At 74.0% G+C, this 11897-nt stretch carries 14 protein-coding genes; 9 read left to right on the top strand and 5 right to left on the bottom strand.

Features of this window, described 5'->3' with window-relative positions:
* Positions 1-122: 122 nt before the first annotated feature.
* Positions 123-770 carry a peptide-methionine (S)-S-oxide reductase MsrA gene (gene msrA / locus G6553_RS11095; protein WP_166192305.1) on the bottom strand — a complete coding sequence of 216 codons (648 nt, stop codon included), beginning with the start codon at positions 768-770 and terminating at the stop codon, positions 123-125.
* Positions 771-898: 128 nt separating this feature from the next.
* Between msrA and G6553_RS11090 the strand changes: the two genes are divergently transcribed.
* From G6553_RS11090 to ilvA, 3 genes are read left to right on the top strand one after another with little or no spacing between them, the layout of a single operon-like run.
* Positions 899-2083: a cystathionine gamma-synthase gene (locus tag G6553_RS11090; protein WP_166192302.1), complete on the top strand. Its 1185-nt coding sequence runs from the start codon at positions 899-901 to the stop codon at positions 2081-2083.
* Positions 2084-2091: 8 nt separating this feature from the next.
* Complete coding sequence (locus G6553_RS11085; RefSeq protein WP_347565648.1) at positions 2092-3441, top strand: AI-2E family transporter; 1350 nt, start codon at positions 2092-2094, stop codon at positions 3439-3441.
* 41 nt (positions 3442-3482) lie between these two features.
* The gene (ilvA, locus tag G6553_RS11080) at positions 3483-4691 is read left to right on the top strand and encodes a threonine ammonia-lyase (protein WP_347565649.1); all 1209 of its coding nucleotides are present in this window, start codon (positions 3483-3485) and stop codon (positions 4689-4691) included.
* On the opposite strand, the gene greA is transcribed toward ilvA, so the two are convergent.
* Positions 4679-5182, bottom strand: a complete 504-nt coding sequence (gene greA, locus G6553_RS11075) for a transcription elongation factor GreA (RefSeq protein ID WP_166192299.1) — start codon at positions 5180-5182, stop codon at positions 4679-4681. The two genes, ilvA and greA, sit on opposite strands and share 13 nt — an antisense overlap.
* Positions 5183-5392: 210 nt before the next feature.
* Positions 5393-5797, bottom strand: a complete 405-nt coding sequence (locus tag G6553_RS11070) for a DUF4307 domain-containing protein (RefSeq protein WP_166192296.1) — start codon at positions 5795-5797, stop codon at positions 5393-5395.
* Positions 5798-5854: 57 nt separating this feature from the next.
* On the opposite strand from G6553_RS11070, the gene mca reads away from it, so the two are divergent.
* The 5 genes from mca to G6553_RS21195 all read left to right on the top strand — a co-directional run bounded on the left by mca (position 5855) and on the right by G6553_RS21195 (position 10146).
* A complete protein-coding gene (gene mca / locus G6553_RS11065; protein WP_166192293.1) occupies positions 5855-6763 on the top strand; it encodes a mycothiol conjugate amidase Mca in 909 nt (302 codons plus the stop codon).
* 13 nt (positions 6764-6776) lie between these two features.
* Positions 6777-7070, top strand: coding sequence for a hypothetical protein (locus G6553_RS11060; protein WP_166192291.1), 294 nt, complete (start codon positions 6777-6779; stop codon positions 7068-7070).
* Positions 7071-7170: 100 nt separating this feature from the next.
* Positions 7171-8043, top strand: a complete 873-nt coding sequence (locus G6553_RS11055; RefSeq protein WP_166192288.1) for an endonuclease/exonuclease/phosphatase family protein — start codon at positions 7171-7173, stop codon at positions 8041-8043.
* A gap of 77 nt (positions 8044-8120) precedes the next feature.
* Entirely contained in the window at positions 8121-9026 is a 906-nt protein-coding gene (locus G6553_RS11050) for an endonuclease/exonuclease/phosphatase family protein (RefSeq protein ID WP_166192285.1), read from the top strand.
* Positions 9027-9093: 67 nt separating this feature from the next.
* Complete coding sequence (locus G6553_RS21195) at positions 9094-10146, top strand: endonuclease/exonuclease/phosphatase family protein (RefSeq protein WP_166192282.1); 1053 nt, start codon at positions 9094-9096, stop codon at positions 10144-10146.
* Here G6553_RS21195 and G6553_RS11040 read toward each other — a convergent pair.
* Positions 10130-10753, bottom strand: coding sequence for a class I SAM-dependent methyltransferase (locus tag G6553_RS11040; RefSeq protein WP_347565647.1), 624 nt, complete (start codon positions 10751-10753; stop codon positions 10130-10132). The two genes, G6553_RS21195 and G6553_RS11040, sit on opposite strands and share 17 nt — an antisense overlap.
* A 101-nt stretch (positions 10754-10854) precedes the next feature.
* On the opposite strand from G6553_RS11040, the gene G6553_RS21190 reads away from it, so the two are divergent.
* Positions 10855-11346: a CAP domain-containing protein gene (locus G6553_RS21190; RefSeq protein ID WP_166192276.1), complete on the top strand. Its 492-nt coding sequence runs from the start codon at positions 10855-10857 to the stop codon at positions 11344-11346.
* Between the two features lie 63 nt (positions 11347-11409).
* Here the strand turns inward: G6553_RS21190 and G6553_RS11030 are convergent, their stop codons facing one another.
* Entirely contained in the window at positions 11410-11787 is a 378-nt protein-coding gene (locus tag G6553_RS11030) for a thioredoxin family protein (RefSeq protein ID WP_166192273.1), read from the bottom strand.
* Positions 11788-11897: the final 110 nt, after the last annotated feature.

Below are 11897 nucleotides of genomic sequence, written 5' to 3'. Positions count from 1 at the left end.
GATCCTGGCCCAAGCCTGGACCAGGATCCTATGGCGCTGCTGGCACGACCACGTGCCCTACAACCCCGACCTACACGGCCGGCTCAACGCCCTCACCCAGGAGGCCGCTTGACATAGGGCTCTCAGGCCATCTCGGGGAACGTCACGCCGGTGTTGGCGTGGCAGCGGTAGCCGTTCGGGTTCTTGACGAGGTACTGCTGGTGGACGTCCTCGGCGTAGTAGTACGTTGGGACCTCGCGGATCTCGGTGGTGATCTCGCCCAGCCCGCGGCGGCGCAGCTCGGCGGCGTACACCTCGGTGAGCTCGCGGGCGACCTGCTCCTGCTCGGGGGTGGTGAAGTAGATCGCGGAGCGGTACTGCGTGCCGACGTCGTTGCCCTGGCGCATGCCCTGGGTGGGGTCGTGGACCTCGAAGAACCGCTTGACCAGCTCGGCGTAGGAGACGACCGAGGGGTCGAAGACGACGCGGACGGCCTCGGTGTGGTTCGTGGCGCCCGAGCAGACCTCCTCGTACGACGGGTGCGGGGTCGTGCCGCCGGCGTACCCGACCGAGGTCGACCAGACGCCGGGCAGCTGCCAGTAGACCTCCTCGGCGCCCCAGAAGCAGCCGAGGCCGAAGACCGCGACCTCCATGCCGGCGGGGGCCTCGTCCGTGACGACCGGAGTGCCGAGCGCGAGGTGCCGGTCGTGCAGGTTGAACCACCGCTCGGTGCGGCCGGGCAGCGTCTCCTCGGGGGCGACGAGCTGGGTCTGCTTGCGGGCGAAGAACACGGGCTACCTCCTGGTGGGTCATCCATCCTGGCACCGGGTGCAACACCGCGTCGGGCCGAGACGTTCCCCCGGGCGGCCGGTGGGTTCCCACGCGGCTGACCGTCCCCGGGCGTGGGTAACCTCACGGGGTGAGCGAACAGCAGCACGGCCACGAGGCGAAGCAGAAGACCGGGTTCGAGACGCGGGCGATCCACGCGGGCTACGAGCCGGACGCCGCGACAGGGGCGGTCATCCCGCCGATCTACGCGACCTCGACCTACAAGCAGGACGGCGTCGGCGGCCTGCGCGGCGGCTACGAGTACAGCCGCTCGGGCAACCCCACGCGCACGGCCCTCGAGGGCAACATCGCCGCGCTCGAGGAGGGGGAGCGGGGCTTCGCGTTCGCCTCCGGCCTCGCCGCGGAGGACACGCTGGTCCGCTCGGCGCTGAAGGCGGGCGACCACGTCGTCTTCCCCGACGACGCGTACGGCGGCACGCACCGCCTCTTCGACAAGGTGGTCAAGGTCTGGGGCGTCGACCACACCACCGCGCCGGTCTCCGACGTCGACGCCGTCCGCGCCGCGATCGAGCCGGGCCGCACGAAGATGGTCTGGGTCGAGACGCCCACCAACCCGCTGCTCAACATCGCCGACATCGAGGCCCTCGCGGCGGTCGCGCACGAGGGCGGCGCGCTGCTCGTCGTCGACAACACCTTCGCCTCGCCGTACCTCCAGCAGCCGCTCACCCTCGGCGCGGACGTCGTCGTCCACTCCACGACGAAGTACTGCGGCGGCCACTCCGACGTCGTCGGCGGCGCCCTCGTCGTCCGCGACCTCGAGCTCGCGGAGAGCATCGGCTTCCACCAGAACGCCATGGGCTCGGTGGCCGGGCCGTTCGACTCCTGGCTGGTGCTGCGCGGCCTGAAGACGCTGGCGCTGCGGATGGAGCGCCACTGCGACAACGCCGAGCGCGTCGTGGAGTTCCTCAGCAGCCACCCCGAGGTCACGCAGGTGATCTACCCGGGTCTCGAGGAGCACCCCGGCCACGCGGTCGCGAGCCGCCAGATGAAGCGGTACGGCGGCATGGTGTCGTTCCGCGTCAAGGGCGGCGAGCAGCAGGCGCTCGCGGTCTGCGAGCGGGCCGAGGTCTTCACGCTCGGCGAGTCCCTGGGTGGCGTCGAGTCGCTGATCGAGCACCCGGGCCGGATGACCCACGCGAGCGTCGCCGGCACCGACCTGGAGGTGCCGGGCGACCTGGTGCGCCTCAGCGTCGGCATCGAGACCGCCGAGGACCTCCTCGCCGACCTCGACCGGGCGCTCGGCGCCGGCGCGTAGGCCGAGCGGTGGACGAGCAGCAGCAGCGGCGCCAGGCGCAGGGCGCGGGCCGCGGGCCCGCGGAGCAGGAGCAGCGGCGGCGCCTGGCCCTGCGGCTGCCCCGGATCGCCGATGACGACGACGGGCTCGCGCAGCGCCTGGCCCAGCAGTGGGCGCAGATGCGCGAGGATCGCCGCCCCGCGCCGGCGCCCATCCCGACGGGCCCGTCGAACTTCTCCCGCGCGCAGGTGCCGTGGGGCGTCGACCTCGCCGCCGCCTGGGCCTGGCGGCTGCTCGTCATCTGCGCCGCGGGCTACGTCCTGCTCCAGCTGATCGGCTTCTTCTCGGTCGTCACCATCCCGCTGGCGGTCGCGCTCCTCATCGCGGCGCTGGTGCAGCCGCTGGTGTCCGTGCTCGACCGTGCGGGCCTGCCGCGTGGGCTCGCGTCGATCGCCGTGGTCATCGGGGGCATCGGCCTGGTCGCGCTGCTGCTGACCTTCGCCGGCCAGCAGGTCGCCAACGGCGCCACCGACCTCGCCGACCAGACGGTCAAGGGCCTGGGGCAGATCAAGACCTGGCTCAAGACCGGCCCGCTCAACGCCAGCGACAGCCAGATCAACGACTACATCGACGCGGCGCAGCGGACGATCAGCGAGAGCAGCCAGGAGGGTGGTGTCGTGTCGCGCGCGACGGAGGTCGGCAGCGCGGTCACCCACCTGTTCGCCGGCTTCTTCATCGTGCTGTTCGCGACGTACTTCTTCCTCGCCGACGGCGAGCGGATCTGGGCCTTCCTCGTCCGCATCGCCCCGCGCGCGGCCCGCGAGCACGTCGACAGCTCCGGCCGGGTCGCGTGGATCTCGCTGACCCAGTTCGTGCGGGCCACGGTGATCGTCGCGCTCGTGGACGCGATCGGCATCTCGATCGTGGCAGCAGTGCTGGGCGTCCCGTTCGTGCTGGCGATCGGGGTGCTGGTCTTCCTCGGCGCGTTCGTGCCGATGATCGGCGCGACCATCGCAGGGTCGGTCGCGGTGCTGGTCGCCCTGGTCGACCAGGGCCCGATCACCGCGCTGCTCATGCTGGCCGGCGTCATCGTCGTCCAGCAGGTCGAGGGTCACGTGCTCCAGCCGTTCCTGCTCGGCCGCTGGGTCTCGGTCCATCCGCTCGCGGTCATCATCGCGATCGCCGGTGGCGTCGTCGTCGCGGGCGTCGCGGGCGCGCTGGTCGCGGTGCCGCTCGCCGCGGCGGGCAACGCGGTCATCCAGCACCTGGCGTCCTACACCGCCCCGGGTGACGACCCGGTGGAGGAGCTCGCGGAGGACTACGAGGAGACCGGCGCGCAGGTCGACGTGCCCGAGGGCGACCCGGAGAGCCCGCTGTGACCGCGCCGGGGACGCAGGACCCGGGCACCCCCGCGGTGCCGATCACCTTGCCCGACGTCGAGGCCGCCCAGGCGCTGCTGGCAGGCGTGGCGGTGCGCACGCCGATGGAGGAGTCCCGGTGGCTCTCGGACCTCGCGGGCGGCCCGGTGCACCTGAAGTGCGAGAACCTCCAGCGCACCGGCTCGTTCAAGGCGCGCGGTGCCTACGTCAGGATCGCCCGTCTCAGCGACGAGGAGCGCGCCCGCGGCGTCGTCGCGGCCTCGGCCGGCAACCACGCGCAGGGCGTCGCGCTCGCCGCCCGGATGCTCGGCACCCGGGCGACGGTGTTCATGCCCGAGGGCGCGCCGATCCCCAAGGAGAAGGCGACCCGGGGCTACGGCGCGGAGGTCGTGTTCGAGGGGCGCAACCTCGAGGAGTCGCTCGTCGCGGCCCGGCGGTTCGAGGCCGAGACCGGCGCGGTGCTCATCCACCCCTTCGACCACGCCGACATCGTGGTCGGGCAGGCCACCGCCGGCCTCGAGATCCTCGAGCAGGCGCCGGAGGCGCGGACCGTGCTGGTCCCCACCGGCGGCGGCGGGCTGCTGGCCGGCATCGCGATCGCGGTCAAGGCAGCGCGTCCCGACGTGCGCGTCGTCGGCGTGCAGGCGGCCGGCGCGGCGGCGTACCCCGCCTCGCTGGAGCAGGGCCGCCCCGTCGCGCTGGACACCATGAAGACGATCGCCGACGGCATCGCGGTGGGCCTGCCGGGGGAGATCACCTTCGCGGCCGTGCGCGACCACGTCGACGAGATCCGCACCGTCTCCGAGGACTCCCTCTCCCGCGCGCTGCTCGCGCTCGTCGAGCGGGCCAAGCTCGTCGTCGAGCCCGCCGGCGCCGCGGCGGTCGCCGCGGTGCTCGACGACCCGGCAGCCTTCGAGACCCCCGCGGTCGCGGTGCTCTCCGGCGGCAACATCGACCCGCTGCTGCTCGGCAAGGTGATCCGGCAGGGGATGGCGGCGGCCGGTCGGTACGTCAACCTGACGCTCACCATCCCCGACGTCCCCGGCGGGCTGGCGCGGCTCCTCGGCGAGGTCAGTGCCGCGGGCGCGAACGTGCTCGAGGTCGTCCACGAGCGGATCTCGCCCACGTTGCACCTCGACGAGGTCGAGGTGCACCTGCAGCTGGAGACCCGCGGGGCCCCGCACGCCGAGCAGCTGGCGGCCCGGCTGCGCGAGCGCGGCTACCGGGTCACCGGGCGTCAGCCGGTGTAGGGCTTGGCGTCCACGATGACGACCTCGAGGGTCTTGCCGTTGGGCGCCTCGTAGGCGACGGTGTCGCCCTTCTTCTTGCCGTTGATCGCCTCGCCGAGCGGCGACTGCGGCGAGTAGACGGTGAGCCCCTCGGGCTCGATCTCGCGGGCGCCGAGGAGGAAGGACTCGATCTCGTCGTCGTCGTCACCGACGAACTTGTAGGTCACGATCATGCCCGGCTCGACGACGCCGTCGTCGGGAGGCGTCTCGCCGATCTCGGCGCGGCGCAGCATGTCCTCGAGCTGGCGGATCCGACCCTCGACGCGGCCCTGCTCCTCGCGGGCGGCGTGGTAGCCGCCGTTCTCCTTGAGGTCGCCCTCGTCGCGGGCGGCGGCGATCCGCTCGATGACCTCCTGCCGGACCGGCCCCTTGAGGTTCTCCAGCTCGGCGGAGAGCTTGTCGTGGGCGTCCTGGGTCAGCCAGATCGTGCCCTGCTCGGTCGACTGCGTCATGAGGAACTCCTGGTGGTGCGTGCGGGTGCGGCGGGTGGTGCCCGCCTGGGGCGTACGAGGACTCGTCCCGCTCGGGTGGCGTCGAGGGTGTGCTCGTACGCCGCGGCACTGGTGCTGACGCCGTGGGCCGGCGTCTCGGGCCCTCCTCTGGACGGCCCGGGCGGGACGGTCAGATCGGCCACTGTAACAAGCGGCCGGTCCGTTCGCAGGTCAGGAGTAGCGGCTCTGCTCCGCGGTCCGACAGCCGACGAGCTCGAGCGCGGTGGCCCGCCGGTGGGTCCGCACCGACTGCTGCTGCCGGTCGCCCAGGGCGGGGTCGGGCACGAACTCCAGCTCGCCGACGGTCGTGTGGTCCTCCGCGAAGGCGCGCAGCAGGCAGGTCGCCTCGACGTCGTCGTCGCGCAGCTTCACGACGACGACCGCGTCGACGGTGTGCTCGTCGACGATCTCGAAGCGCTCGAGCTCCGAGGTGGCCTCGGGGGTGGCGTGCGACCAGGTCGTCCACGCCAGCCAGGCAAGGACCACCACGCCCAGGACCACGCCCCCGACGAGCGCCGCGCGGCGCCGCCAGGGCGCCGGCGCGCCGTACCGCTCGGCCAGGACGTCGCTGCTCATGCCCCCCATGGTCCCACCCGTCCGGTGGCCCGGGGTGGTCGACCTAGGATCGGCCCCATGTCTCATGACGGGTCTCACGACGGGCCCCAGCACCCCCGGTCGGGCCTCCGGCTCATGCACGTCCACGCCCACCCCGACGACGAGTCGAGCAAGGGCGCGGCGTCTACCGCGATGTACGTCGCGCAGGGCGTCGACGTCCACGTCGTCACGTGCACCGGCGGCGAGCGCGGGTCGATCCTCAACCCGAAGATGGACCGCCCCGACATCCTCGCCAACATCACCGAGATCCGGCGCCAGGAGATGGAGCGGGCCCGCGACATCCTCGGGGTCACCCAGGACTGGCTCGGCTTCGTCGACTCCGGCTGGCCGGAGGGCGACCCGAAGCCGCCGCTGCCGGAGGGCTGCTTCGCGCTGGTCCCGCTCGAGGAGGCGGCCGCCCCGCTGGTCCGGCTGATCCGCGAGCTGCGGCCGCACGTCGTGACGACGTACGACGAGCGCGGGGGCTACCCGCACCCCGACCACATCAAGTGCCACCAGGTGAGCGTCGCGGCGTTCGAGGCCGCGGCCGACCCGGAGCGCTACCCCGACCTGGGGGAGCCGTGGCAGCCGCTGAAGCTCTACTACCACCACGGCTTCAACCGCCCGAAGACCCAGGCGATCCACGACGCGATGCTGGCGCACGGGCTCGAGTCGCCCTACACGGACCGGCTGAAGGACTGGAAGCCCGAGCCGGAGTGGGACGCGCGGATCACCACGCGGGTGCCGTGCTCGGACTACTTCGGCGTCCGCGACCAGGCGCTGCTCGCCCACGCCACCCAGATCGACCCGGACGGCATGTGGTTCGCGGTCCCGCGGGAGATCCAGGAGGAGGTGTGGCCGACCGAGGACTTCGAGCTCGTCGTGAGCCACGTCGCCACCGAGCTCCCCGAGAGCGACCTGTTCGCCGGCATCACCGACCCGTCCTGAGAGGATGACCGGCATGGCCCTCGACCTCCTCCCGCTCGCAGCCGACGCCCTCGTCCGCGCGGCCGACCAGGCGCCCAAGCCCGAGGACGTCAAGGCGGGCTGGCTGGCGTTCGGGATCTTCCTCGCCCTCGCCGTCGCCGTCGGGCTGCTCGGCTGGAGCCTCGTCCGCCGGCTGCGCAAGGCCCAGTCCGCCGAGGACGCCGGCCTCTACGACCCCTCCGCCCGGCCGCGGTCGGCGCCGTCCATCCCGATCGCCGGGCAGGATGCCCCGGAGTCGCCTGAGTCACCCCGCCCGTCCTCCGACTGACGCGCGCTCCGATGGCCCGCCCGGGTCATTCCTCCGGGCGTCCGGGTGCGGCCGCCCCGGAGCGGCCGTCGTGGGCTCCCGACCGCCCTACGGTCGTCCGGTGCACTCTCCCGGACCAGCGCTCGGGCGCCACGTCGCAGCCGTCGTCCTGACCCTCGCGACGGTTGTCGCCACCGTCCTCGGGTCGGCCGGCGCCGCTCCGGCCGCGTCCGCCGTCCCCGCCCGGCCGACCAGCCCGAGCTTCGAGATCGCGACGTTCAACCAGCTGGGCAGCCAGCACACGCTCGGCAAGGGCGGTTGGGGGCCCGGCCGGGTCCGCGCGGCGATCACCGCCGGCCTCATCGAGCGCAAGGGCATCGACGTCGTCGGCCTCCAGGAGGTGCAGGCCGACCAGCTCGCGGTGCTCCGGCGCAAGCTCGAGGGGTACGACGTGTGGCCGGGCACCGCGCTCGGCGGCGGCGGGCTGCGGCTGCAGATCGCGTGGAAGTCGTGGCTGTTCCGCCTGGTCGACACCGGCAGCATCCGGACGGCGTTCGACCGCCAGGTCCGGCCCGTCCCGTGGGTGCTCCTCGAGCACCGGGCGACCGGCCGCAAGCTCTACGTGGTCGACCACCACAACAGCCCGCGCGGGCTCGAGGCCGAGCGTGACTCCGCCACCCGCAAGGTGGTGCGGCTGGTCGAGCGGCTGCGCGCCACCGGCCGGGCGGTCTTCGTCGTCGGCGACATGAACGAGCACACCGAGACGTTCTGCACGATCGTCGGCCTCACCGACCTGCTCGCCCCCAACGGCGGCTCGGCCTCGTCCCCGGACTCGTGCAGCCCGCCCCCGGGACGGCTGGGCATCGACTGGATCTTCGGCGCCGGCCCGATGACGTTCTCCCGCTACACCGTGCTCGAGGGCAGCGCCGTGCGCGCGGCGAGCGACCACCCGCTCGTCCGGGCGACTGTCACCCTGCGCCCCCGGCGGCGCTGATCGGGGCGCTGACCCGGGCGCGCCGCCGCACGGCGGGGCGGTTGCTGGACTGGACCACTCGTGGCTACGGTCCCCGGGTGCCCCGAGCCAGGACCGCAGGACCGACCCCACCCGGGGCCAGGTCCCTCGCCGCCTCGCTCGCCGCGGCCCTGGTGCTGACCCTCGCGGCCGGCCTCCTCCCCGGAGCCGCCGCTGCGTCCGCAGGTCCGCCCGCCGGGACCGACGCGCGCCGGTCGGCCGTCTTCGGCTTCAAGATCGCCACGTTCAACGTGCTCGGCAGCCAGCACACGCGCGGCAGGGGCGGGTTCGCCCCGGGCACCCAGCGCGCCCGGTGGACGGCCGGAGCGATCAGCCAGCGCGGCATCGACGTCATCGGCCTCCAGGAGGTCCAGCGCGACCAGCTGCGCGTGCTGCGCAACCGTCTCCCGGGTCACCGGTTCTGGCCCGGCCGCAGCCTCGGCGACCGGGGCGTCCGCCTGCAGATCGCCTTCCGGGCCAAGCGGTTCCGCCTCGTCGACCACGGCGGGATGATGACCACGTTCGACCGCCAGACCCGGCCGATCCCGTGGGTCGAGCTGCGCGACCGGCGCACCGGCCGGTCCTTCTACGTCGTCGACGTGCACAACTCCCCGAGGCGGATGGAGCGCGAGCGCGACCGGGCCACCCGCAAGCAGGTCCGGCTGGTCCAGAAGCTCCGGGCACGCGGTCGACCCGTCTTCGTCACCGCCGACGCGAACGAGCGTCGGGAGTTCTATTGCCGGATGACTCGGCGCACCGACCTCAGGTCTGCCAGCGGCGGCAGCACCCGGGGCCGCACCTGCGTCCCGCCCGAGGGCCGCCTGCGCATCGACTGGATCCTCGGCGGCGGACCGCGCGTGCTGTTCTCGGGCTACCGCGAGGACCGGGGCTACCGGGTGCGCCGCTCCAGCGACCACGCGCTGCTCCAGGCCCGGGTCCGCGTCCGCGCGCCCCGCCGAGGCTGACCCGCCGGCTGTCCGCCGGCTGTCCGTCGGGGCTGGCGACCGCCGCCGCGGCGGTTACCCTGCTCCGGTGCGTCACCGTCCCACCGCCCCCGTCGTCCTCGTGGTGGCTGCGCTCCTCACCGGCCTGGCGGTCGTCGCGGGTCTCGGGCTCGCGCCGCGCGAGGTGCGCGTTCCGATCGCGGTCGGTGCGCCGGTCGAGGTCGCCGGCGCGCAGGTCTCGGCCCGCGGTGAGCGGGTCTCCCGCGACGCCGACCGCACGCCTGCGGCCTCCCGCGCGCGGACCGAGGCGGTGTCCGGGCTGGTCGCGCCGAAGGCGCCGCCGTACCGCCTGGAGCGCGCCGGCGCCCCGCTGCGTCGGGTGCCTGTCCGCGAGATCCCGCCCGGGCCGGTCCCCGGGGACCCGTTCACGTTCCAGGTGGGCACGCTCAACGTCCAGGGCAGCCAGCACCGCCGCAACGGCACCGGTCGCGCCGCCATGCACGCGAGCACGATCCTCGGCCGCGGCGTCGACCTCGTCGGCCTCCAGGAGGTCCAGGACGACCAGCTCGCGGTGCTGCGCTCGCGGCTGCCCGGCTGGACGATCTGGCCCGGCCAGGCGCTCGGCAACCAGGGGGTCCGGCTGCAGATCGGCTGGCGCGACGACCTGTTCGAGCTCGTCGACACCGGCTCGATCATCACGACCTTCGACCACCAGTCGCGGCCGATCCCGTACGTCCTGCTGCGTGACCGCGCCACGACCGGCGAGTTCTGGGTGATCAACCTCCACAACTCCCCGCGCGACCAGGAGGCCGACCGCGACGCCGCCACCGGTGCACAGATCGCGCTGGTCGAGCGGCTCAAGGCGACCGGCAGGCCGGTGCTGCTGATGGGCGACACCAACGAGAAGACCGAGTTCGGCTGCCGGGTCTCAGCGGCCACCGGGATGATCGGCTCGAACGGCGCGACGCCGTCGTCCTGCGTCGGTGCCGGCCCGATCAAGATCGACAAGATCATGGGTGTGGGGGGAGTGGCCTTCAGCGGGCACGTCGTCGACTACGGCGCTCCGGTGCGTGCCGCCACCGACCACGCGTTCATCCGCGCGACGGTCACCGTCACGCCGATGGTCACGCCGGGCGGCTGATCCGCACGACGCAGTCCCAGGCGGTGCGCCCGGGGGCGTCGCCGTGCCCGGGCTCGACCTCCCGCGCGACCCGGCCCGCGCGCACGACCTCGTGCGGCAGGTCGGCCAGGTCCGCGAGCACGTCCTCGGCGGTCATCAGCACCTCCGGGTCCTGCGGACCGCCGGTGCCCTCGGTGAGGTTGGTCCGGTCGTGGGCGACCAGCAGCAGCGTCCCGCCGGGCGCGAGTGCCCCGTGCGCGGCCCGGACCGCCGCCCGGCGCTGCGCGGGCGGCAGCTGCAGGTAGGCGAGCAGCACCAGGTCGTACGCCGTGCCCGCCGGCGGGTGCCAGGTGGTGGCGTCGGCCGGCACCCACTCGACCGGGCCGGTGAGCGGGGTCGCCTCCGCCACGCGGCGGCCCTTCGCCAGCCCGACGGTCGAGAAGTCGACCGCGGTCACCCGCCACCCCCGGGCGGCCAGCCAGAGCGCGTGCCGGCCCTCCCCGGCGGCCAGGTCGAGGGCCCGGCCCGGCGGCAGGTCGGCGCACTCGGCGGCCACGAGCGCGTTGGGTCCGGGCGACCAGACCAGCTCGCTGGCGGCGTACCGCTCGTCCCAGGCGTGCGCGTCCACGCCCCGAGTCAAGCACCGGACTCCGCCGGCGGCGACCCGGGTACCGGGCCCGCGAACCATCGCCGAAGCGGTCGACGACCGCAGGAACGAGGTGACGTCTCGTGGAGGACACGACACAGCAGCAAGACCAGCCGCTGGCGCTCGGCGCCGCCGCCACCGCGTTGGGGGTCGCCCTGACCGTGGCCGCGCCGGCCACGCCCGCCGAGGCCGCGACCGCGGCCGGCGCGGGCGGCTACGCTGCCGACGCCCGGGCCGCGACCAACGCCCAACGGGTCGACCACGGCCGGACGCGCGTGGGCAAGAACGGCTGCTTGCAGCGCAAGGCCGTCCAGCAGGCCGAGCGGATGGCCCGCGCGGGCCGGATGTGGCACCAGGACCTCCAGCGGGTCCTGCGCGACTGCGACATGCGGGTCGTGGGGGAGAACGTCGCGCAGGGCTACCGGAGCGGCAAGGCGACCGTGGACCGCGGCTGGATGCGGTCGGCCGGCCACCGACAGAACATCCTGGAGCCCGACTTCCGCTCCATGGGCCTCGCCGCCCGCAAGGGCACCGGCGGCCGGTGGTACGTCGCGCAGGTGTTCGGCGCGCGCTGACCCGTCAGGCCTCCTGGGCCTGCTGCGCCTGCCGGGCCCGGGACGAGCGGGCCGGGGCGGCCGTCAGGCGGACGCGCCGCCCTGGTCCGCAGCGGCCGCCTGGCGGCGTACGTCCGCCATGTCCAGGCCGCGCACCGCGCCGATGAGCTGCTCGAGGCCCTGCGGCGGGAGGGCCCCGGGCTGGGCGTAGACGAGGATCCCCTCGCGGAAGGCCATCAGCGTCGGGATCGAGGTGATCCGCGCGGCCGCGGCGAGCTCCTGCTGCGCCTCGGTGTCGACCGAGCCGAACGTGATGTCGGTGTGCTGCTCGGACGCCGCCTCGTAGGTGGGCGCGAACTGCCGGCACGGGCCGCACCAGCTCGCCCAGAAGTCCACGAGCAGGATGTCGCTGCCCGCGACGTGCTGCTCGAAGTTCGCGCCGGTCAGCTCGATGGTCGCCATGACCCCACGGTACGTCGCGGGCGGAGGGCGGACGAGCCCGCGTGCGACCGCAGGACGAGACCCACTGGTCCAGACCTGTGGAAGCGTTTCCACGGGAGGCTCCGCGGAAT

The organism is Nocardioides sp. IC4_145, assembly GCF_011250565.1.
Taxonomy (GTDB): domain Bacteria; phylum Actinomycetota; class Actinomycetes; order Propionibacteriales; family Nocardioidaceae; genus Nocardioides.
This window is presented reverse-complemented; position numbering and strand designations above follow the sequence as displayed.

Coding starts and splice junctions, on each gene's coding strand:
- greA (WP_166192299.1), bottom strand. CDS start 5,182: ATGACGCAGTCGACCGAGCAGGGCACGATCTGGCTGACCCAGGACGCC.
- G6553_RS11070 (WP_166192296.1), bottom strand. CDS start 5,797: ATGAGCAGCGACGTCCTGGCCGAGCGGTACGGCGCGCCGGCGCCCTGG.
- mca (WP_166192293.1), top strand. CDS start 5,855: ATGTCTCATGACGGGTCTCACGACGGGCCCCAGCACCCCCGGTCGGGC.
- G6553_RS11060 (WP_166192291.1), top strand. CDS start 6,777: ATGGCCCTCGACCTCCTCCCGCTCGCAGCCGACGCCCTCGTCCGCGCG.
- G6553_RS11030 (WP_166192273.1), bottom strand. CDS start 11,787: ATGGCGACCATCGAGCTGACCGGCGCGAACTTCGAGCAGCACGTCGCG.